The sequence below is a fragment of the Streptomyces sp. SID5910 genome (genome assembly GCF_009862125.1).
In the GTDB taxonomy this organism is placed as follows: domain Bacteria; phylum Actinomycetota; class Actinomycetes; order Streptomycetales; family Streptomycetaceae; genus Streptomyces.
This window is the reverse complement of record NZ_WWHX01000880.1, coordinates 1-19,679: the sequence shown is the minus strand read 5'-3', so window position 1 is coordinate 19,679 and position 19,679 is coordinate 1. Positions and strand designations below refer to the sequence as shown.

Here is a 19,679-nt window from a genome sequence, read left to right as displayed (position 1 = left end):
GGTGAATGTGCTGTGTCGGTGGAAGGAGTGCGCCTTGCCGACTGCCTGGAGGAAATTGGCAAGGGCGAGAGCCGTCCACAAGGCGGCAAGACCACCAGCCGTGGCAACCGGGGCAGCGACAGAGGCCAGGACTCCGTAGCAAACGAAGGTTGCCACGAAGCTCGGCACCGTGCGCTTGAGGCCGATGAGGCCGAACCCGACGACCGCCTGCAGCGCGTCGGTGACGACCACCGCCAGCACCAACGGCAGCAGATCTGTGACCTGCGATCGCACATCGGCATCCGTCGTGAACAGCGGAACAACCCACGAATTGAGGACAATCACCGCTGCCGCGATCAGCCCCACAACGGTCAGTGCCAACCACGTCCCTGCCCGAACGCTATGCCGGACACTCGTGCTCTCGTGTTTCTCCGCATAATCGGACACCACAGGGATGGTGGCTTGGCCGACCGCCACTGCAGCCGTGAAAATGAGATTGACCAGCGAGATTCCAACGCTGTGCACCGCCGCGCTGTCCGTCCCGATTCGGGCCGCAGCGAACGTCAGCAGGCCCAGGACGGCGAACTTGACGAGTACTGTGCCGGCCAGCGGAATCCCAACGGCGCCGATCTTCCAGACCTGCTTCACATCCGGCCTGCCCGGATATAGGGAGCGGCCGGTCAGCACGGTGGATCGGCGGAGGGCCACCTGGCTGACGGAGGCGCTGATCATGCTGGAGGCGAGCATGGCGACGCCTGCCCCGTTCAGGCCGTAACTCGGCAGCGGGCCGGGACCACCCACGAGGAGGACGGACAGCGTGGCGGATGCGGCGGTGCCGAGCAGCCCGGCCCGCATCACCAGCGTTGAGTGGCCCAGTGCGACCAGGACGGACGTGGCTGACGAGCTGACCGCGATGGCGAGCACGCTCCCAGCCAGCAGGAAGGGGAAGATCCCCAGCTGGTCGAGAGCGGTGCGGGCAACCCCGGTTGCATGGCCGATCAGGGGAACGGATGCAACCGCTGCCGCAGCTATGGCACCGACGGTGATCGCGAGCCACATCCCGCTGTGTACCACGGGCAGGAGACGGTCAGGATCCTCCTTGCGTGGCGTGACAAACGGCATCACGCCACGCAGCGCGCCCGCCACCGTGGCAGTGGCCGGGCTGAACACGGCCATGGTGACGGCGAAGGCCGCGAGCGTTGCGGTGGAGTGGTTGCCGAGCAGCGCGGTGTCGACCAAGGCTCCGGCTGAGGCAGCGATCATTGTCAGGTACAGCGGGAGGGCTGCCGACGCTATCTCGATCCACGTACTGCGTCCGGCCGGTCCAGTTCCTTTGCTGATCACGGGTTCGATCATCACACTGCGGGAGCCGCAAGATCAGCGGAAGTGGCGAAGTTTCCGGGGAGGGAGACTCTCACTTGAACCGACTCCTGTTGGCTCAGTGGGCGGACTTCGGCTTCTTCACCCAGCGGGGGGGGCGGGCCTCTTACGAGTCAGTCGCCTGGTCATCATGGTGATGAGTGCCCAGTTCAAGTGAGCTTCGGAGTGCTGGGGCAGACGTTCGTAGTCGCGTGCGTTGCGGCGGGCGTTCATGCACCAGCCGATCGTGCGCTCGACTTTCCAGCGGCGGGGCAGGACGACGAAGCCCTTGGTGCCCTTGGGCCGGGAGACGATGCGCAGGGTGAGCCAGAGGCGGTCGCGGGCGCAGTCCACGAGGTCGCCGGCGTAGCTGCGGTCGGCCCAAACCTGGGTGATCTGCGGCTGGGTGAGGCGCAGTCGCCAGAACACGTCGCGGGCGGCTTCGCGGTCCTGGATGTCGACGGGCGTTACCGTGATCATTACGGGCAGGCCGAAAGTGTTCACGGTGATGTGTCGTTTGCGGCCGTTGATTTTCTTCGCGGCGTCGTAGTCGCGGCCGTTGCGGCCTACGGTGGAGGCGCCCTTAACGGACTGGGAGTCGACGATCAGCGTCACCGGGTTGCCGGTACGGATCCGGCGCCGGAGCTGGTCACGGATGTAGGTGACGACCCCGGCCCGGTTCCACCTCCAGAAGAACCCGTAGACCGTCTCCCACGGGGGAAAGTCCGCAGGCAGTGCCCGTCACTTCGCGCCGTTGTCGACGATGTAGCGGATACCGTCGACGATCTTCCGGCCTGGCCACTTCTCCGGGTGGCCGCCGGTCTTGGTCTGGCAGGCCGGGGCCAGCGGGAGGGCAAGGACGGCGACCTGGCCGGGGCCGACAAGGAATCCCAGGAGGTCAGCATGCTCGCGCTGCACCTGCTCCAGTCCGCCCTGGTCCACGTCAACACGCTGCTGATGCAGCAGGTCCTTGCCGACCCGAAGTGGGCCAACACCCTCACCGACGCGGACCGGCGTGCGCTCTCCTCACTGTTCTGGACGCACGTGAATCCGTACGGACGGTTCGAGCTGGATATGAACCGGCGCCTGGATCTGGACCTGGCCACCCGCACCGTATCGGGCCCGCGCACTCTTCGGGAGGAAGGGGCTGCGTGCAGGGGTGAGGTATGGGCCAGGTCCAGATGCGGGCTGCAAGGCAACCAGGGAGCCGTTGTAGGGCACGGCTACGTCGATGAGTAGTACCGCTGGCGAGCTTCTCTGACGTCCTCCGGGAAGGCGCCCACCAGGCCAAAGTCGGTGATCGAGTTAGCAAGCTTCCCAATCGCCGTCTGCACTCTGGAGGTTCGCCGTGGTCCCAGTCTCGGGGTGCGGCCTCGCGCCGATGGCCGGCGGCTCCCTACTTTCCCCCGTCGGCGGAATGGAGCTGGAAGTCGACGACGACGCAACCAACCTGTCCGTCATCGGTGCGGCCGATCCAGACGGGGTAGGCCCCGTCGCCCTGGCCGGCACGGAAGGCGATGAGGTTCGGCTCGGGCTCCGGGCCGGGCAATTCGACGCTGAAATGGCTGTCGCTGTCGAGGGGTATGAAAAGGTCCTCGTCCAGTTGGTCTTCGAGCACCGTCCGCGTCGCATCCATGAAAGCCGCTGTGCCGGTATCCACGCCAACCCCGTAGAACTGGCCCTCGCCGAGCAGCCCCAGGTCCTCGTCGGGCCGGAGGGCCATGTCCCACTCGCGGGGCGGGATGTCCAGGAACGTCACCTTGGCCGCGGCGACATTGACCCCGCGTGCCGTGCGCAGAAGCGACAGCGTGGCCGGAAACTCGCCCGATGGCACAGCCACGGTCCGCGGGGTCTCTCCGATCCAGCCGGGGTCCGAGACCACCAGCTGCCCTGACGTGATCCGCAGCACGCCGACGTCAACGGGCTCGACGACGGCCGGCCCATCCGGAGTGTCGCACGCACCCGGACTGAACAGCTGCTCGATTCCGTTGGCGCGCAGCGGTCCCGACCCTTCGTCCACCGACACGTCGTTCAGGACTACGGTCGTGGCGGGCTCGTGGCCCTGCTGGGCGAGGAACGGCGCGAACACCTGCCAGTCGCCGAATTCCGGTACGGGGCAGAGGAAGCTTTCGACGGGCGCCGCGAACCGCCGAACGGGGACGCTCGACGGGCCGGATGTTCGAGCGTGCAGTGGCTCCGTCGACGCTCCCCTCGGCCCGGCGAACTCGGACTTCACCTCGACCTGCCCGTCGGCCGAGACGGTCGTGGTCTCCTGAACATCCCACCTGTCGGACGAGTACTCCTGCTCGTCAGAAAACTGCCATCGGGTGTTCCAGCGAGCCAACAACATCCCCGTACTGTGCGGCTTGAGGTCGATCATCTGCATGCGCCAGGACCTGTCGTCGAACAGATACACACGCCACATGCCGCGCGGCCATCTTTCGACCAGTGCCAGCGGTTGCTCCCGCGCAGACAACAGAACCGCGTAATCCATCCCGGCAGCATGCTTGCGTGCCGCGAGCGCTCGCGGCATCGGGTCCGGATGGGTCATTCCCCGATAGGAACCCCACATCTCGCCGTACGACACATCAAGACTGTCGAAGATCACAGCCGCACATCCCCCCCGTGGCACCAGCCACTCCGAGCAGAGGCGCTCGACGGGTGACCCCTGCCGCAACGCCCTGCCCTTCCGAAGCTTCATCGTGCCGCCAGTCTGCCACCGGGGTGTGACACAGAGGATTGTGGGAGCCTGCAACCTGGGGTTACCGACGAAATGGGCCGCCCCAGGTGACGAAACACAGTCGGTTCGGCGCGATGAAATCCTGAACCCCATGGCCTACCGCAGACCAGCAGTCGACCGACCGTCAGAGCCTCGTCCTGGACGAGGTCGACATCGAGGAGCCGGTGGACTTCGAGGAGGAGAGCGGCACCCAGCACATCCTCGACGTGCTCGACGTCCTGCACCGCGACTGCCTCGCCCTGCGCATCCACGACGGCGCGTTCTCCGCGATGGACCTTACTGCCCGCTATCCGCGCACCGGCGAGCTGCTGTCCACCGTGAAGTTCATGGTGCAGACGCTCGCTGCCGCCGGCGAACTCCAGCGTGGCCTCCAGCGCGAGCTGACGTACGACGGACTACGGGCTGCCGAGGTGAAGGGAAACAAGGGTGGGCGCCGTCCGGCCGTCCCGGTCGGGAAGACCGACGCCGTGCGCACCGCGTACCTGGAAGGCCGGTCCATCGCCGCCCTCGCTCGCGATCACAACGTCAGCCGCGATGCCATCCGCACCGCCCTCGCGGATCTGCTGCCCGAGTACACGGCCGCCGACACGGGTACCCCGACCCCGGAGCTGCCGGTGGCCCTCGATATGCCAGGCAAGGTCGCCGACTTCCTCCGCGCCGCCGATCTGGCGTCCGCCGAGCGCGCCGTGCTCGACCAGGGCGTGACCGTACGCCGCGGCCAGGGCTAGACCTTGCGCATCACGGCTGTGCCCGCGATCCACCGCCCGACTCCTCGACCTCTGCCCGACGGCGCTGCGGCGGTCCCGGCCCAGCGCAAGGCCCGCCGCGAGTACGAGAACCGCGTCAACCTGCACGCCCCGACTACAGATCTCGGAAGTCAGTCACGCTCCGCTACATGACGGGTGGCGGCAGCTAGACGAGAACACGGCCGTGTCGCGGGCGCGACACGCCGGGGCAGGGGTAAATCAGGGGCGCTCGAAGCGCGCACCAGCTGTCACCGACCCGCGTGCCAAACGCGAGGTACTCCTGAGGCGTTCGGCTACGGCGTTTCCGTAACGGTGTTCCGTGACGCCCACCGTTGACGGCAGGCCCGTACCCGGCAACGGTCCGAGCAGTACACCGCTGCCCTCGACCGCTCCACCCCCACCGTCCACGACCGCCCGCACACCGGACACTCCGCCTGTTCACCCCGCTGCATCGCGGCCACCGCTGCCGAGTCTGCTGAAGCCTCCGCCAACGCCGTGACCTGCACCGACCCGAGCAGAACACCGCCTCCGCCTCAGGAGTCAGCGGTCGCGCATCCGCAGCTGCCCCGGACGACCAGGGGCGCGTGCGGCGTGGGTGGTGCTGCGGCTTCGCTGCCGAGGAGCAGGTCGACCGCCCGGGCTGCCATCGCCTCCAGGGGTTGACGGGTGACGGTGAGCGCGGGAGCGGTGTAGGCACTGTCCGGGGTGCCGTCGAGGCTGATGACGGCCAGGCGGTCCGGTACGGGCAGCTTGTGAGTCCGGGCCGCGGCGAGGACGCCGATGGCTTGTTCGTCGGTGGCTGTGATGAGTGCGGCGGGCATGGTGCCCTCGCTGATGAGCTGTCCGGTCAGGGCCGCTGCCGCTGCGCGTGAGTACGCGCACCGCAGCAGCGGGGCCTCGCCGGTGCCGGCGAGGGCCGTCTCCCACGTGGCGCGGCGCCGGCCGACCGGTCCCGCGTCACGCGGTCCGGCGAGGAAGGCGATCCGGGTGTGCCCGTGGCCGCGCAGGTGGGCGACGGCCTGCTGGACGGCGGCCTCGTTGTCGGCGGTCACCGCCGGGGTCCCCTCGTCCTCGGGCTGGTTGTGCACGTACACGGCGGGGACGCCCGCGCGCTTGACCTGGTCGGCGACATCCGCGCCGCCGTCGGCGGAGACGACGATGAGCCCGTCGACCTGGGCGGAGAGGAACTTGTCCGCGAGATGCTCCTGCCGGTCCGCGGAGTATCCGGCGTTTCCGGTCAGGGTGAGCTTTCCGTGCTTGTCCAGTGCCTGCTCGACGTGCCGGGCCAGCGCGCCGAAGTAGGGGTTGGAGGCGTCGGCGAGGATCAGGCCGACGACGCCGGTGGTCCGCGAACGCAGGGCCCGTGCGATGTGGTTGGGCCGGTAGTCCAGCTCCGCCGCGGCAGCCAGGACCCGCTCGCGGGTCGCGGCCGCGACCGGCCGGGGGCCGTTGTTCATCACGTAGCTGACCACCGCTGTCGAGGTCCCGGCCGCGCGGGCCACGTCCGTCAGTGTCGGGGCCTTGCCTGTTTGCTTCGCCATAACTCTTGCATCCTCTCATCTAAACGATTAGATATGAAGCATGAACGGATTCTCGGCAGGCCGGGTGATGGCCGTGGGCTCGGTGAACATCGACCGCATCCTGCGCTGTCCCGTCCTTCCCTCCCCGGGCGAGACGGTGCTGGTGACCTCCGTGAAGGAGGGGTTCGGCGGGAAGGGCGGCAATCAGGCCGTGGCTGCCGCCACCATGGGCGCCGCCACCCACCTGGTCGCCAAGGTCGGCGGGGACGCCGGAGGCCTCAAGGCTCTCGCCAACCTGCGCGGTGCCTCGGTCGGCGTGGACACGGTGATCACCGAGGTGTCCGCGCCGACCGGACAGGCGCTGGTCATGGTGGACGCGGACGGCAGGAGCAACATCGCCGTCATCGGCGGCGCCAACGCTCTGCTGTCCGCCCAGGACGTCACCGACGCCCTGACGGTGCTCCGGCCGTTGGCCGGGGATGTGATCCTCACCAGTGGCGAGGTTCCCCTGCCCTGTCTTGAGGCCGTCGCAGGCTTCCTTGCGCCGGGGACACGGTGGGTGCACAACGCGACTGCGGCCGGGATCCTGCCCGCCTGGCCCGAAGAGAACCGGCCACTGCTGGTGGTCGACGAGACCGAGGCCCGGCAGCTCACCGGAGCCCCCGGCGCCCGGGCCGCCGCCCGGATCCTGGCAGAGTCGGCTTCCGGTGCGGTGGTCACCCTGGGCGGCGACGGCGCCCTGGTCGCCCAGGAAGGGCTGTGCGAGCACATCACCACGCCTGCCGTGACCGTCATCGACACCACGGGCGCCGGGGACGTCTTCTGCGGCGTACTCGCCGCCGAACTCGCCCACGGCCACCCCCTCACCCGGGCAGCAGCCACCGCCACCGCCGCGGGTGCCTTCGCCGTCACCGCACTCGGCGCCCGAGGCGCGCTGCCCCGCCCGAACGACCTCGTCCGCCTGCGGGCTCACTGACCCCGCACACCTCGAACGACTCACACGAATGGAGCACGGCCATGCCGGCCCTTCCCCTGATCATTGACACCGACACCGGATCCGACGACGCGGTCGCCCTCCTGCTCGCCGCCGCCAGTGGACTCGGCGACATCCGGGCGGTGACCACCGTGGCCGGCAACGTGCCCGTCGAGACCGGTACCCGCAACGCGCTGATCTCCCTGGAGACCGCCGGCCGCACCGACATCCCCGTCCACCCCGGCTGCGCCCGCCCGATGACACGAACCCTCTCCAGCGCACAGCACGTACACGGCGAGGACGGCATGGGCGACATCGGCCTGCCCGACCCGGCCACCGCCTGCCACCACACCCACGCGGTGGAGACGCTGCTGTCCTACCCCCGCCGGCATCCCGGAGAGCTGACACTCGTCACGCTCGCCCCGCTCACCAACATCGCCGCCGCCCTGCTGCGCGACCCCGACCTGTTCACCCGCTACCGGCACGTCTACTGCATGGCCGGCGCCGCCGACCTGCGCGGCAACATCTCACCCACTGCGGAGTTCAACGTCTGGGCCGACCCGGAGGCCGCCCGGATCGTCACCCAGGCCGCCACTGCCGACAAGGTCACCTGGATCGGGTGGGACGTGTCCCGCGAGGACGCCGTCATGACCCCGGCCGACCAGCAGCGCCTGGAGCAACTCGGCACCCCGATGGCCACGTTCGCCCACCGCATCAACCGCACCGTGGCCGACTGGGCCCGCGACGTGACCGGACTGGCCGGCTACGACCTGCCCGACCCCGTAGCCATGGCAGTGGCACTCAAGCCCGACCTGATCACCCAACAGGAACAGGTCCACGTCGACATCTCCCTCAGCGACGACACCCGCGGACAGATGATCATCGACCGGCGCGTGTCCGCGCCCGCTCCCAACATCACCCTGGTCCGCCGCGTCGACGAGGCCGGTTTCAAGAAGCTCCTCTTCGACACCGTCACCACACCTCTCCCCGCCGGCTCGCAGCTCGCCGAAGCCGCTGCCCCCGCACTCTGACCCGGATCGGCTTCATGAGTACTTTCACCACGCGGCTCCCGCGCTACGAACTGCACTGCCACCTCGACGGCTCCGTCCGCCCCGGCACCGTCGCCGACCTCGCCCGCGAACAGGGCATCACCCTGGAACGGCCCGCCCGGGACCTGGTCGTGGCCCCGGCCCACTGCGGCAGCCTGACCACCTTCCTGACCTACATCGACCTCCCTCTGCGGGTCCTACAGACTCCGGAGGCACTCACCCGCACCGCCCGGGAACTGGTCGAGGACTGGAAAGCCGACGGCGTCGTCCACGGAGAAGTACGCTTCGCCCCGCAACTGCACGGCCGTCACGGAATGACTTCCGACGAAGCCGTCCAGGCAGTCGCCGAGGGACTGGCCCAGGGCCGGGCCACCACCGGCGTGGCAACCGGACTGCTCCTGTGCTGCCTGCGCCACCAGAGCCCCGACGAAAGCCTCGCCGTCGCGGAGACCGCCCTCAGACACCGGAACATCGTCGCCGGCCTCGACCTCGCCGGCGACGAAACCCTGTACACCGCCCAGCCCCACAGGGCCGCCTTCGACCTCGCGCACAGCGCCGGCATGCCGTGCACCGTCCACGCCGGCGAAGCCGCAGGACCCGAAAGCATGTGGGAGGCGATCGACATCCTCGGCGCCCGCCGCATCGGCCACGGAGTGCGCTGCACATCCGACACCGCACTCCTGAACCGGCTGCGCACCGACAGGATCGCCCTGGAGATGTGCCCCACCAGCAACGTGCAGACCGGTGCCGTCCCTCACCTCACCGACCATCCCGCCGTGCCTCTCCTTGCCGCCGGGCTGCCCGTCACCATCAGCACGGACACCCGCACCACCTCCGACACCACCCTGCAACGCGAGTTCGACGCACTACGGCACGCCCACGGCTGGACCAGCCGGCACGAGGCCCTCACACAGGAGAACGCAGCCCAGGCGTCCTTCGGCACCCCAAGCGGGTAGAAGCCGCGGGCGAAGTCGCCCGCAAGCAGGCCTCGATGCGGGCACAGGGGCGACGGCGCCGGCGACGTACGACCGTCGGTACACCTCGGCCGGGGTTCACCGGGACCCTGCGGGTTCCGGGGCCGCCAGGCGTGCGCAGCGGCGGCAGGCTCGGACCGAGCCGGCCATCACGCCGTGCGAGGCGGCCGCGAGCATGCAGGCGAGCGCGATGAACGGCCAGTTCGTGGCCAGGACGCAGGCGATGGCGAGGGCCGGTGTGGCGACGGCGATGGACACGCTGGCCGCCGTGCCGGTCCAGCCGACCACGCGCGGCAGCCGGTCCGGGACGGGCAGCCGGCGGGCCAGGGTTCCGGTGGCCGCGAGGGCTCCCGTCGCGAGGACGGCCGCACCGACCGCGATGCCGGCCAGATGCGCAGCCACCAGCTGGGCCGTCCCGGGCAGCCCCCAGTCCCGGGTATGGCCGGAGTTGCGGACGAGGCACCAGCAGGCGAGCAGGAGCGGGACGGTCAGGGCTATGGACCGGGCGGTGTGCCGGGCCTGGGCGATCGTCAGTTCCCGCTGGCAGCCGGGCACGAGGTCGTCCGTGGTGCCGAACTCGCGCACCGCCTCCTCGGCGGCCAGGCCGTAGGGCAGGCCGGCGCCGGTGCGCTCGGAGACGGTGTCCATAAGGCCGTCCCGCACCTCCTCGACCAGCCTCGCCTTGGCCCGGACCGGGCCGTGCAGGGCGGCTTCGAGCGCGGTGACGTACTCCTCGACCGGGTCGTCCCGGCGGTCGGCCGCAGCCTCCTGCTGCCGCTCGGCGCTCATGTGGCGAGCCCGGGCGGGGCCGCGGGGTTGAGGACCGAGCCGATCGCCGCCGTGAACTCGCTCCACGCCGTCCGCTCGTCGGCCAGGGTGCGCCGGCCCGCCTCGGTGAGTTCGTAGCAGCGCTTCCTGCGCTCGCCGACGGACTGCCAGCTGCTGCGCAGAAGACCCACCCGTTCCAGGCGGTTGAGCGCTGGATAGATCGTTCCGGTGCGCAGCTCGAGAGCACCGCCGCTGCGCTCCTGTACCGCCGTGATGATCGCGTAGCCGTGCAACGGGGCCGACTCGAGCACCGCCAGCAGCAGCCCGTCCAGATGGCCTCTCACCGCGTCCTGCTTCATAGGTAGGCAGCCTACACAAACGCGTTGTTGGCGTGCTACCTATTGGCAGCCAACATATTGAGCCGGTGAAAGGGTCCGCGGTGACCAAGTTCTTGTTGTCCGTGCATGTCCTGGTGGCGATCCTGGCGGTGGGACCGATCGCCGTCGCCGCTTCGATGTTCCCCCGCTACGCCCAGCAGTTGGCGGCCCCGAGCGAAGATCCGGGAGGCAAGGCGGCGGCTGTCGCCGAGATGCTGCACAGGATCTGCCGCGGGTACGCGGTCTTCGGTACCGCCGTCCCCGTCTTCGGGTTCGCCACCGCCGCTCAGCTCGGAGTGCTCACCGATGCCTGGCTCGTCGTGTCCATCGCCCTGACGGCGCTCGCCGCGGCCGTTCTCGCCATGGTCATCCTCCCTCAGCAGCGGCGTGTGCTGGCGGCGGCCGGAGAAGACGCAGGCGTCGCGACACAGGCGCCGCCGGTCAGCCGGCTGCACATGGTCACCGGCGTCTTCAACCTGATCTGGGCGGTCGTCGTCGTTCTCATGATCGTCCGCCCCGGATCGACGACGGGAGCCTGACCGACATGCCAACCCTGCGCATCGCCGCGGCAGTCGAGGCCGCGTCCCTCATCGTGCTGCTGGCCGGCCACGGAGAGAGGGGAGCGCCTGTTCTGCTCCGGCGTACGGGCTGCCCTGGTGTCGCGGACGCCACCTAGGGTCAGGACACCCCTTGCACGGGAGTTTCGGGTGCGAACCGGGGCGTTTGCGCTCCGTGGATGAAGAGCGAGGTGATGGCGGCAGCGGCGGGTTCCACGCCGAGTTTGGCGTGCAGTGACTGGCCGAGGGCCCCTTCCAGAAGCGCCCTGTAGAGGTCGAGGAGCGTGTCGGGGCCTAGGTCCGTGCGCCACGTGCCGTCGGCCGACCCGCGGGCGAACAGTGCGGTGAGGGGGGCGGTGAGTTGTCGGGCGGTCTCGTCGGGCACGTCGGGTTTGCCGTGCACGCGCATCAGCGCCTGGTACTTGGCGGCCTGGCCCATCGCGATCCGGCTCACCCGCGCCACGCCCTCGGGCACGGCGACGCCGTCCAGGCCGGCGTCCGCGAGCCTGTCGCTCAGTTCGGCGCACGCTTCCTGGGACAGGGTGTCCAGCAGAGCCTCACGGCTGGGGAAGTAGCGGTACAGCGTCGTGCGGCCGACGCCGGCCGCCGCTGCGACCTCCGCCATGCTGACGCTCTCTCCCCGCTGGGCGAGCAGCGCTGCGGCGGCGTCAAGGATTGCGACCGCAACGCGATCACGCACGTGCACATTTCTCGTCATCACTGGAAACGATACTGGTCCACCGGCGCTGGTACATTCGTGTTCCACAACGGATCGCATGTATCCCGGGGCCCTCGAAGCATCTCGTGGACCTGGTTCCCTGCCGGAGCACGGCACAGTCGGCGCCGTCCTGAGGTCACAGGTAATTGGCGGGCAGGCGGCTGGCGTGGTCCCGGCTTTTCTTCGAAAGGTTGAGTAATGACCACGTCGGAAAAGACAGAGTCCAGCCCACCTGGGGGCAAGGCTCGCGACAAACTCGACAGCAAGGTCCTCCTGGTGGCCGGAGTGATCGTGCTCGGCGGGATCATGTCGATTCTGGACATCACCGTGGTCTCGGTCGGACTGCAGACGTTCCAGAAGGAGTTCGCCGCGACCTCGGCCCAGGTGGCCTGGACCATGACCGGCTACACCCTGGCGCTCGCGAGCGTCATCCCGCTCACCGGCTGGGCTGCCGACAGGTTCGGAACCAAACGGCTCTACCTGCTCGCGATCATCTTGTTCGCGGCGGGTTCCGCGCTGTGCGCGGCCGCCAACTCCCTTGAGATGCTGGTCGCGTTCCGGGTCCTCCAGGGTCTGGGCGGCGGCATGCTGATGCCGCTCGGCATGACGATCCTGACGCGCGCGGCAGGCCCCGAGAGGGTCGGCCGGGTGATGGCCGTCCTCGGCATCCCCATGCTGCTCGGGCCGATCTTCGGCCCCATCCTGGGCGGCTGGCTGATCGACATCGCCTCCTGGCACTGGATCTTCCTGATCAACCTGCCGATCGGTGTCATCGCCCTCGTCTACGCCGGGATCGTCCTGCCCAAGGACCGCGTGGAGCCCTCCGAGACCTTCGACTGGCCGGGCATGCTCATGCTCTCGCCCGGACTGGCGACCTTCCTGTACGGCGTCTCGTCCATCCCGGAGACCGGCACGGTCTGGGCCGCCAAGGTCCTCGTGCCCGCCGTCATCGGTCTGGTCCTCCTCGGCGCGTTCGTCCCCTGGGCGCTGCAACGGAGCAACATCCACCCCCTGATCGACCTGCGGCTCTTCCTCAACCGGGACATGAGCATCGCCGTGATCGCGATGTCGCTGTTCGCCATGGCGTTCTTCGGCGCCAGCCTGCTGTTCCCGCTCTACTTCCAGCAGGTGCGCGGGGAGTCGGCGCTCGACTCCGGAGTGCTTCTCGCCCCGCAGGGCATCGGCGCCATGATCACCATGCCGATCGCCGGGGTGCTGGCCGACCGCATAGGCCCCGGCAAGATCGTGCTGACCGGCATCACGGTGATCACTATCGGCATGGGCATGTTCACTCAGCTCGGCGCCGACACCTCCTATGCGTACATCATCACCGCGCTCTTCGTGATGGGTCTCGGCATGGGAGCCACGATGATGCCGATCATGGCGTCGGCGCTGGCCACCCTGAAGGAGCACACGGTCGCCCGCGGATCGACGCTGATGAACATCGTCCAGCAGGTGGCCGCCTCGATCGGCACCGCGCTGTTCTCGGTGCTCCTCACCAACGGGATCAAGGACATCACAGCGACCTCTCCCGGCGAGGTGCGTTCGCAAATGGGCGACGCGTTCGCCACGGTGTTCCTGGTGGCGACCGTCCTCGTCGCCGTGTGCCTCGTTCCCGCCGCGCTGCTGCCCCGCAAGAAGGTCAAGCCCGCGGACCCCACCGCGATGATGGGGCACTGAGCCCACAGCCCGCGACCACGAGCGCCGGCGCGGACCGTTGCTGAATACCGCCGGGTGGTGTGGTGCCACCACCCGGCGGGGACGGCCAGGCTCGGTGGGGCCGGGCACCGGGCGTCGCTTCCTGACGGCACGTCCTGGTCAGTCAGGCCGCCGCGGCGCGGAAGACACTGGGACTCAGGCCCCGGTGACGTTTGAACGCGGCGCTGAAGCCGAACGCATCGGCGTAGCCGACGGACTTGGCGATCTGGGCGATGGCGAGGTCGGTGTCGGACAGCAGCGCCTCCGCCTCGTCCATACGGCATTCGGTCACGTAGGCGAGCGGAGGGCGGCCCATGACCTCGGTGAAGCGCTTGGCGAACAGCGCCCGGGAGACACCGGATTCGGCGGCGAGCGCGGCCACCGTCCACCTCTGGGACGGCCGGGCGTGGAAGGCCTGGAGCGCGGGGGCGAGCATCGGGTCGGCCAGGCCGCGGTACCAGTGCGGGGTGTCCGCAGTCGCTTGCGCGAACCAGGCGCGCAGCGTGCACACCAGGGCCCAGTCCAGAAGCCGGTCCATCAGCGCCTGCGAGCCGGCCGAGCGTAGGGCGGCGTCGGAGGCGGCCTGCTCCAGCCAGTCGCAGACCTCGGCGTCCTCACTGACCACCAGCATCGGCGGCAGACCGCGCAGCAGTCGCTGGTGGCGACGGCCCGAGGCGCGGTAGGCGCCCACGATCAGTGCGGTCGCTCCGTCCGGATCGTTGCCCCAGCGGATGCCGCCGAGAGGTTGGGCCGTGCACTCGGCGGATTCCGCGAAGCAGGCGATCTCGTACTCGGCGTGGGGGCGGTCGAAGGAGGTCGGCCCGTCCGCGAGGTGAAACGTGTCCGGACCGCTCACGACGGCCGTGTCGCCGGCGCGGACCGCTCGTTCGGTTCCGTCGGACAGACGCAGGGTGCCGCCGCCACGCAACACGCTGACCATGGTGAGCGGCGCACCGTCGGCGAACCGGATGGTCCAGGGCGCTTCCAGGAGGGCATGACTGACCACCGAGCCCTCGGCCCGGATGCCGCTGAGCAGAGAACTCAAGGGATCCACGAGGGCCCATCGTAGACGAACTCCTATGCCATGGAGCGTTTCTCCCATGGATCATCCAGTCGATCGCTCGTGTACTGGACGGGCAGCACCGACCAAGACCCGTCAGGAGAGACGATGTCGCACCTCGACAGCACAGCCGGAACCGCCCTCGTGGTCGTAGCCCATCACCGCGCCGATTCCCTCACGGCGCACACGGCCCGCCGTACCCTCGCGCAACTGGAGGACGCCGGGTACCGCGTCGACCTGCTCGACCTGCACGCCGAAGGGTTCGACCCGCGGATGAACGAAGCGGACCAGCCCGACTGGGGGAACCGGGACAAGCCGTACTCGGACGAGGTCGAGGCCCACATGCGGCGCATCCTCGACGCCGATCTCGTCGTCGCCGTGTTCCCCGTGTACTGGCAGACTGTGCCTGCTCTCCTCAAGGGCTGGATCGACCGGGTGTGGAACTACGGCTTCGCCTACGGTCGCAGTAAGCCCCGCCTGGCCGGCAAGCGCATGCTGTGGCTGGGCCTTGCCGGTGCCACCTCCGACGATCCCGTCACGGAGGGGATGCGTGCCGTGCTGGAGAGCAACCTGAGCGAGGGCATCGCCTACTACTGCGGGTTCTCCCACTCCGCTGTCGCTCTCCTCCCCGACGCCGAGGAGCGCCCACAGCGACTCGACGCCGACGGGAACCTGTCGGTCGGCGCCGCGGTCGCGGGAGCCGAACGCGAGGCGCAGTACGCCGAGTTCGACCGCCGCGCGAGGAAGGCAGTGGAAGGATTCCTCGCGATCGAGGCGGTGGCGGGCTGAGGGGAGCCGACACCCCTCAACGGGGGCGGCCCGGAAAACAGGGTGCGGTCGACTGAGCCCGGGTGATAGGCAAGCGATGTGACAGACCGTCTTGAGTATTCCGCCCTGCTGCACCTGATCGACGAGCGGTCGGCTGCGTTCCGGAGCGCGGTCGCCGCCGCGCCCGGCGTCGACGTGCCGGTGCAGTCCTGCCCCGAGTGGACGTTGTTCGATCTGGTGCAGCACCTGGGTACGGGCCAGCGCTGGTGGGGCGCGATCGTCGCCGCGGGCCCGGCAGAGGCTCCGCCCGCCAAGAACGCCGCGGAGGCGCCGCGCGAGCGCGAGGCACTGCTGGCCTGGTACGACGAGTCGAACGAGCTGCTGCTGAGCACGCTGCGCGAGGCCGGCCCGGAACGCGAGTGCTGGACGTGGTGGAGCGCCGGGGTGTCACCGGCGAATGCCTGGGGCGTAGCCCGGCGCCGGGTGCACGAGCTGCTGGTGCACACCTACGACGCCCAGCTCGCCGCAGGCACCGTGCAGCCGATGCCAGCGGACCTCGCGATCGACGGCGTGGCCGAATTCCTCGACACCTGCAACTCCACCCCGGCGGCCTGGCCGCACGAAGCCGCCACCATCCACTACCACGCCACCGAGGGCCGCTCCTGGCTCCTCACGCTGGACGGCACCGGCGCCTGGCCCGCACCCCTCACGGACGACGCCGCTCCCGCCTCCGCTTCAGCCACGGGCACGGCCGAGCAACTGCTCCTCTTCGTCTGGGGACGCCTCACGCTGAACGACCTGAAGGTCGACGGCGACCCGCAGGTGTTCGAGCAGCTGATCGCCTGGGAGCCCGAGGAGTAGCCGCCCTTCGCCGCTGGTGTCATGTGCCGCTGTAGACGGGGAACGCGCTGTGCTCGCCGTAGTCCACGTCGCGCAGGTCCCGCAGGGCGTCCATGTCGGCGTGGGAGATCTCGAAGTCGACATCGGCGTTGGAGCGCATGTGGGCGGGGTTCGCCGTCTTGGGCAGCGACACCGTGCCCAGCTGCAAGGTGTAGCGGATGCACAGCTGCGGGACGGACACGCCGTACTTCTCTGCCATCGCCTGGACTTCGGCGTTCCGCAGGATCGCTCCGTGGGCGATCGGCGAGTAGGCCTCGACGAGGATGTGCTTGCCGTCGCAGTAGTCCAGGAGCTCCGAGGGGGTGTTGCCGGCGTGGACGAGCAATTGGTTCACGTGCGGTACGACGGTCGCGCTTCGCAGGATGTTCTCCAGGTCCGGCTGCTGGAAGTTGGAGACCCCGATGGAACGGATCCTGCCGGCCTGATGCGCCTCTTCGAGTGCACGCCACGCTGCGCGGTTGCCCTCGGCGTAGTCGCCGCCGCGGAAGTCGTCCCACGGCTGGGGGCTGTGGATGAGCATGAGGTCGATGTACTCGATGCCGAGTTTCCGCAGTGACCCGTCGATCGCGTCGACGGCCTGGTCGTAGTCCTTGATCTCCGCTGCGAGTTTGGTCGAGACGAACAGCTCCTCGCGGGGCACGCCGGAGGTGCGCACGCCCTCGCCGACGCCGCGCTCATTGCCGTAGGCCTGGGCGGTGTCGATGTTGCGGTAGCCGATCTCCACGGCCGCGCGGACGGCCTCGGCCGCCCGGTCGTCGTCGATGAACCAGGTACCGAGCCCCAGCTTGGGGATCTCGACGCCGTTGGACAGCGTGTAGGTCGCGTCCAGCATGGTCATGCGTTCGCTCCGTTCCTCGGCAGCTCGCCGTACGCCTCGTCGGTGACGGGTTCGAGCCATTCGTTGCTGACGTCCTCGCCAGGGGTGATGAAGGCGATGTGGGAGAACCACGAGTCGGCCTTCGCGCCGTGCCAGTGCTTGGTGCCCGCCGGGACGCGGATCACGGTTCCCGGCTCCATGCTGACGGGATCCTCGCCGTCGGCCTGGTACCAGCCGCTGCCCGCAGTGCACAGCAGGATCTGGTCCCCGCCGCCGCCCGTGCCGTGGTGGATGTGCCAGTTGTTGCGGCAGCCCGGCTCGAAAGAGACATTGCTGACCGGGACGCTCCCAGCGGCGAGCGGCGCCAGATAGCTCTGGCCGACGAAGTACTGCGCGAAGGCATCGTTCTTCTCCCCGAGCGGGAAGATCTGGTCAAATCCGTTCACAGTCATTTTCGTTCTTTCCTTCTACTTCAGCGCGTTCCGCTGAACTTCGATTCTGGCGTCCATGCCTTCCACGCCTTCCACGCTAAAACGCGCAGCCGCTGTGAGGGATGCCCTGTCAGTACGTCCTTCACGGGGGTCTCCCTCGCTCGGCATGTCCATTGCACCGACAGGGTCCTCGCGGCTCGCTCGCCGCCTCGGGTGGCGCCCCGGACATCGGGCGCCGCCCCCGAGTGTCGAGTGCTCATCAGTTCCCCCAGTCCCAGGTGCCGAAGTACGCGGCCTGTCCTGTACGGCGGGCCTCCTCCACCGCGCTCAGGCGGGCGAAGTCACGGGCCGGCATCAGTGCCTCCCACTCGGCCAGGGGCAGTACACGGACCTCGTCGTGTTCCTGCGGGTCGAGGGTGATGCCGCGGATCTGCTCTGCGGTGAGCCGGCCGCCGTCGAAGACCACCCCCATGGTGCTGTAGGGCCACTGGGCGCCGGGCAGCCCGTACACGGTGGCCAGCAGCCGGGGCGGGCCGGACACGGTGAGGCCGGTTTCCTCCCGGCACTCGCGCACGGCCGTCTCGAAGGGCCGCTCCCCGTGGTCCATCGTCCCGCCGACCATCTGCCACGGGTGGCCGGGGGAGTACACGGAGTGCAGCTGGAGCGGCCGGCCGTCCTTGTCGGTGAAGTGCACGCACGCGAACGCGGTGGCTTTCAGCACCGTCTCGGCGTACTGCTCGGGCGGCATCCACGCCGGACCGTTCTCCGGGGCGCCCGCCGCGGCTGCCGGTCGGAGACGCGTCATCCGCATCAGCGCCGGGCTGCCCGTGAAGCCCAGCTCCCGGTAGAGCGGCTGGGCCTCCACACTGGCGTGGAGCTCGAACAGGGTGACGCTCTCGGCGTCGGCGAGGTGGTCGACCAGCGCGGTGACCACCGCGCGGGCGTAGCCGCGGCGCCGGAAATCGGGGTGGGTGGCCACGATCTGGAGGCGCGCGGCCATGCCACGGGGGTAAGCCGGGGCCGAGAGGACCGGGTGGATCAGGCCCAGGGCGCAGGCGGCCAGCGCGCCGTCCGGGGCGTCGATGACGAACGCGCGCGCGTCGCCCGCCGGAGCCAGCCGGGACGCCAGCTCGTCCGCGGACCGCCCGATCCACTCCTCGTCCATGGGCGAGGACAGGACATGGGCGGAGCGCATGCGGATGATGCCCTCGGCATCAGCGGACGTCGCCGCGCGCACCGGTGCTTGCCCGGCGACAGGCGGCGGGTCGGCCGCGGCGGTGGGTGCGGGGTCGGCGTTCACCAGGGTTCTCCTGTCAGTGAGAAGGGGTCGTGATGCTCGGCGCGCAGCCGGGCCAGTGTTCGCCGACCGCGCTCGACCAGCTCGGGATCACCGTGGGCGGAGCCGTAGGCGATCCCGCTGACCGAGTCGAGGGCCGCGTCGATGACCAGCCGCGCCCGTTCGGCCGGGGTCAGCTGCCTGCCGTACCCGCCCAGGAACGCCGCGAGCAGGTCGGGACGCCCGTGCCAGGCGTCGGACAGGCGGGCCAGATCTCGAACGGCCGGCCCTGGCTCGCTGCGCTCCAGGTCGATCACCGCCACGAACGGACCGGAGTCTTCCGCGGTGGTGCAGGGGTTGTAGAGGATGTTGCGGAGCTGGAAGTCGCCGTGGGTCTCCACCCACTCCAGCGGCTCCAAGGGCCCGGCCCGCGCGACCAGGTCGCGGACGAACTCCGCGTCGCCCGGCTGGAGATGCGCCCGCGCTTCCGCGAGATGCCGGTCCGCCTTGCCGATCGCCGGGCCACTGCCCGCTGGAGCGGGACGGGCCGGGCAGGACCCGTGGATGCGGCGGGCCAGCGCGCCGATCCGCTGGACGACCGCTTGCTCCCGCTCCGGGGCCAGGAGCATGCCGTGCAGCGGACGGCCCGGCACAGCGGTGATCACCACGGCCCGCAGCGCCTCGTCGGCCGCCACCAGCCGGGGCGCGGCCGCTCCCAAGGACGGCGCCCATGTCCGCAGGCCCCGTACCTCACGGCTGTGGAACCGCTCGCTCTGGTGCACTTTCACATACCAGGTGCCGCCTTGGGCGCCGTCAGCACGCCAGACGCGGCTGCTCTCCCGCGCCCACGACGTGTCCACCCACCCGGCGATCCGGCCGACCGACCGCTCCGCGAATCCCTCGACCGCCGCGCCGGGACCGACGGGGCCTTGTCCGACGGTCACGGCCGGGACGAGGCGCAGGCGGTCA

The 19,679-nt window shown here is 69.7% G+C and carries 20 protein-coding genes and 1 pseudogene; 9 read left to right on the top strand and 12 right to left on the bottom strand.

Translation table 11 applies throughout. The features are described from left to right. Both GTW67_RS31055 and GTW67_RS31050 read right to left on the bottom strand, forming a co-directional pair. Positions 1–1,323, bottom strand: a 1,323-nt coding sequence (locus GTW67_RS31055) for an MATE family efflux transporter (RefSeq protein ID WP_346010795.1), incomplete at its 3' end; no start/stop codon positions are given. Between the two features lie 135 nt (positions 1,324–1,458). Then, a pseudogene (locus GTW67_RS31050) lies at positions 1,459–2,178 on the bottom strand (IS5 family transposase); the annotation flags it as partial. 63 nt (positions 2,179–2,241) lie between these two features. Between GTW67_RS31050 and GTW67_RS37955 the strand changes: the two are divergent. Next, the gene (locus tag GTW67_RS37955; RefSeq protein WP_237519113.1) at positions 2,242–2,577 is read left to right on the top strand and encodes a Tn3 family transposase; all 336 of its coding nucleotides are present in this window, start codon (positions 2,242–2,244) and stop codon (positions 2,575–2,577) included. A gap of 157 nt (positions 2,578–2,734) precedes the next feature. On the opposite strand, the gene GTW67_RS31040 is transcribed toward GTW67_RS37955, so the two are convergent. Further along, complete coding sequence (locus tag GTW67_RS31040) at positions 2,735–3,946, bottom strand: DUF4241 domain-containing protein (RefSeq protein ID WP_161168074.1); 1,212 nt, start codon at positions 3,944–3,946, stop codon at positions 2,735–2,737. A gap of 296 nt (positions 3,947–4,242) precedes the next feature. Between GTW67_RS31040 and GTW67_RS31035 the strand changes: the two genes are divergently transcribed. Continuing rightward, complete coding sequence (locus tag GTW67_RS31035) at positions 4,243–4,806, top strand: serine integrase family protein (protein WP_346010794.1); 564 nt, start codon at positions 4,243–4,245, stop codon at positions 4,804–4,806. Positions 4,807–5,357: 551 nt separating this feature from the next. Here the strand turns inward: GTW67_RS31035 and GTW67_RS31030 are convergent. Next, the gene (locus GTW67_RS31030; RefSeq protein WP_161168073.1) at positions 5,358–6,365 is read right to left on the bottom strand and encodes a LacI family DNA-binding transcriptional regulator; all 1,008 of its coding nucleotides are present in this window, start codon (positions 6,363–6,365) and stop codon (positions 5,358–5,360) included. Positions 6,366–6,405: 40 nt separating this feature from the next. On the opposite strand from GTW67_RS31030, the gene GTW67_RS31025 reads away from it, so the two are divergent. From GTW67_RS31025 to add, 3 genes are read left to right on the top strand one after another with little or no spacing between them, the layout of a single operon-like run. Next, the gene (locus GTW67_RS31025; RefSeq protein WP_161168072.1) at positions 6,406–7,320 is read left to right on the top strand and encodes a PfkB family carbohydrate kinase; all 915 of its coding nucleotides are present in this window, start codon (positions 6,406–6,408) and stop codon (positions 7,318–7,320) included. A gap of 41 nt (positions 7,321–7,361) precedes the next feature. Continuing rightward, positions 7,362–8,348, top strand: a complete 987-nt coding sequence (locus GTW67_RS31020) for a nucleoside hydrolase (RefSeq protein WP_161168071.1) — start codon at positions 7,362–7,364, stop codon at positions 8,346–8,348. A 14-nt stretch (positions 8,349–8,362) separates the two neighbouring features. Continuing rightward, on the top strand, positions 8,363–9,322 hold the full coding sequence (add, locus tag GTW67_RS31015; protein WP_161168070.1) for an adenosine deaminase: 960 nt from the start codon (positions 8,363–8,365) through the stop codon (positions 9,320–9,322). A 96-nt stretch (positions 9,323–9,418) separates the two neighbouring features. Here add and GTW67_RS31010 read toward each other — a convergent pair whose 3' ends face one another. Continuing rightward, on the bottom strand, positions 9,419–10,129 hold the full coding sequence (locus GTW67_RS31010) for a permease prefix domain 1-containing protein (protein ID WP_161168069.1): 711 nt from the start codon (positions 10,127–10,129) through the stop codon (positions 9,419–9,421). After that, positions 10,126–10,467 (bottom strand): PadR family transcriptional regulator, encoded by a 342-nt coding sequence (locus GTW67_RS31005; protein WP_161168068.1) that lies wholly within the window; start codon positions 10,465–10,467, stop codon positions 10,126–10,128. Before GTW67_RS31005 ends, GTW67_RS31010 begins: the two co-directional genes overlap by 4 nt. A gap of 80 nt (positions 10,468–10,547) precedes the next feature. On the opposite strand from GTW67_RS31005, the gene GTW67_RS31000 reads away from it, so the two are divergent. Beyond that, positions 10,548–11,024, top strand: coding sequence for a hypothetical protein (locus GTW67_RS31000; RefSeq protein WP_161168067.1), 477 nt, complete (start codon positions 10,548–10,550; stop codon positions 11,022–11,024). Between the two features lie 139 nt (positions 11,025–11,163). On the opposite strand, the gene GTW67_RS30995 is transcribed toward GTW67_RS31000, so the two are convergent. Further along, positions 11,164–11,760: a TetR/AcrR family transcriptional regulator gene (locus GTW67_RS30995; protein WP_202437928.1), complete on the bottom strand. Its 597-nt coding sequence runs from the start codon at positions 11,758–11,760 to the stop codon at positions 11,164–11,166. 198 nt (positions 11,761–11,958) lie between these two features. Between GTW67_RS30995 and GTW67_RS30990 the strand changes: the two genes are divergently transcribed. Then, the gene (locus GTW67_RS30990; protein ID WP_161168065.1) at positions 11,959–13,440 is read left to right on the top strand and encodes a DHA2 family efflux MFS transporter permease subunit; all 1,482 of its coding nucleotides are present in this window, start codon (positions 11,959–11,961) and stop codon (positions 13,438–13,440) included. Between the two features lie 142 nt (positions 13,441–13,582). Here the strand turns inward: GTW67_RS30990 and GTW67_RS30985 are convergent, their stop codons facing one another. Next, entirely contained in the window at positions 13,583–14,512 is a 930-nt protein-coding gene (locus GTW67_RS30985) for a helix-turn-helix transcriptional regulator (RefSeq protein ID WP_524539841.1), read from the bottom strand. Between the two features lie 114 nt (positions 14,513–14,626). On the opposite strand from GTW67_RS30985, the gene GTW67_RS30980 reads away from it, so the two are divergent. Then, positions 14,627–15,307 (top strand): NAD(P)H oxidoreductase, encoded by a 681-nt coding sequence (locus GTW67_RS30980; RefSeq protein WP_161168063.1) that lies wholly within the window; start codon positions 14,627–14,629, stop codon positions 15,305–15,307. Between the two features lie 78 nt (positions 15,308–15,385). Further along, positions 15,386–16,147, top strand: coding sequence for a maleylpyruvate isomerase family mycothiol-dependent enzyme (locus GTW67_RS30975; RefSeq protein ID WP_161168062.1), 762 nt, complete (start codon positions 15,386–15,388; stop codon positions 16,145–16,147). Positions 16,148–16,166: 19 nt separating this feature from the next. On the opposite strand, the gene GTW67_RS30970 is transcribed toward GTW67_RS30975, so the two are convergent. The 4 genes from GTW67_RS30970 to GTW67_RS30955 all read right to left on the bottom strand — a co-directional run. Next, positions 16,167–17,024: an aldo/keto reductase gene (locus GTW67_RS30970; RefSeq protein ID WP_161168061.1), complete on the bottom strand. Its 858-nt coding sequence runs from the start codon at positions 17,022–17,024 to the stop codon at positions 16,167–16,169. After that, on the bottom strand, positions 17,021–17,455 hold the full coding sequence (locus GTW67_RS30965) for a cupin domain-containing protein (protein WP_161168060.1): 435 nt from the start codon (positions 17,453–17,455) through the stop codon (positions 17,021–17,023). Before GTW67_RS30965 ends, GTW67_RS30970 begins: the two co-directional genes overlap by 4 nt. Before the next feature lie 238 nt (positions 17,456–17,693). Continuing rightward, positions 17,694–18,734: a GNAT family N-acetyltransferase gene (locus tag GTW67_RS30960; protein ID WP_346010793.1), complete on the bottom strand. Its 1,041-nt coding sequence runs from the start codon at positions 18,732–18,734 to the stop codon at positions 17,694–17,696. Then, the coding region (locus GTW67_RS30955) for a phosphotransferase family protein (protein ID WP_237519111.1) at positions 18,731–19,679 on the bottom strand (949 nt) is incomplete at its 5' end. The genes GTW67_RS30955 and GTW67_RS30960, both read right to left, overlap by 4 nt.

Excerpts from the sequence above, each read along its gene's own strand:
- GTW67_RS37955 (WP_237519113.1), top strand. The coding sequence starts at position 2,242 with ATGCTCGCGCTGCACCTGCTCCAGTCCGCCCTGGTCCACGTCAACACG.
- GTW67_RS31030 (WP_161168073.1), bottom strand. The coding sequence starts at position 6,365 with ATGGCGAAGCAAACAGGCAAGGCCCCGACACTGACGGACGTGGCCCGC.
- GTW67_RS31025 (WP_161168072.1), top strand. The coding sequence starts at position 6,406 with ATGAACGGATTCTCGGCAGGCCGGGTGATGGCCGTGGGCTCGGTGAAC.
- GTW67_RS31020 (WP_161168071.1), top strand. The coding sequence starts at position 7,362 with ATGCCGGCCCTTCCCCTGATCATTGACACCGACACCGGATCCGACGAC.
- add (WP_161168070.1), top strand. The coding sequence starts at position 8,363 with ATGAGTACTTTCACCACGCGGCTCCCGCGCTACGAACTGCACTGCCAC.
- GTW67_RS31010 (WP_161168069.1), bottom strand. The coding sequence starts at position 10,129 with ATGAGCGCCGAGCGGCAGCAGGAGGCTGCGGCCGACCGCCGGGACGAC.
- GTW67_RS31005 (WP_161168068.1), bottom strand. The coding sequence starts at position 10,467 with ATGAAGCAGGACGCGGTGAGAGGCCATCTGGACGGGCTGCTGCTGGCG.
- GTW67_RS30995 (WP_202437928.1), bottom strand. The coding sequence starts at position 11,760 with ATGACGAGAAATGTGCACGTGCGTGATCGCGTTGCGGTCGCAATCCTT.
- GTW67_RS30990 (WP_161168065.1), top strand. The coding sequence starts at position 11,959 with ATGACCACGTCGGAAAAGACAGAGTCCAGCCCACCTGGGGGCAAGGCT.
- GTW67_RS30980 (WP_161168063.1), top strand. The coding sequence starts at position 14,627 with ATGTCGCACCTCGACAGCACAGCCGGAACCGCCCTCGTGGTCGTAGCC.
- GTW67_RS30970 (WP_161168061.1), bottom strand. The coding sequence starts at position 17,024 with ATGACCATGCTGGACGCGACCTACACGCTGTCCAACGGCGTCGAGATC.
- GTW67_RS30965 (WP_161168060.1), bottom strand. The coding sequence starts at position 17,455 with ATGACTGTGAACGGATTTGACCAGATCTTCCCGCTCGGGGAGAAGAAC.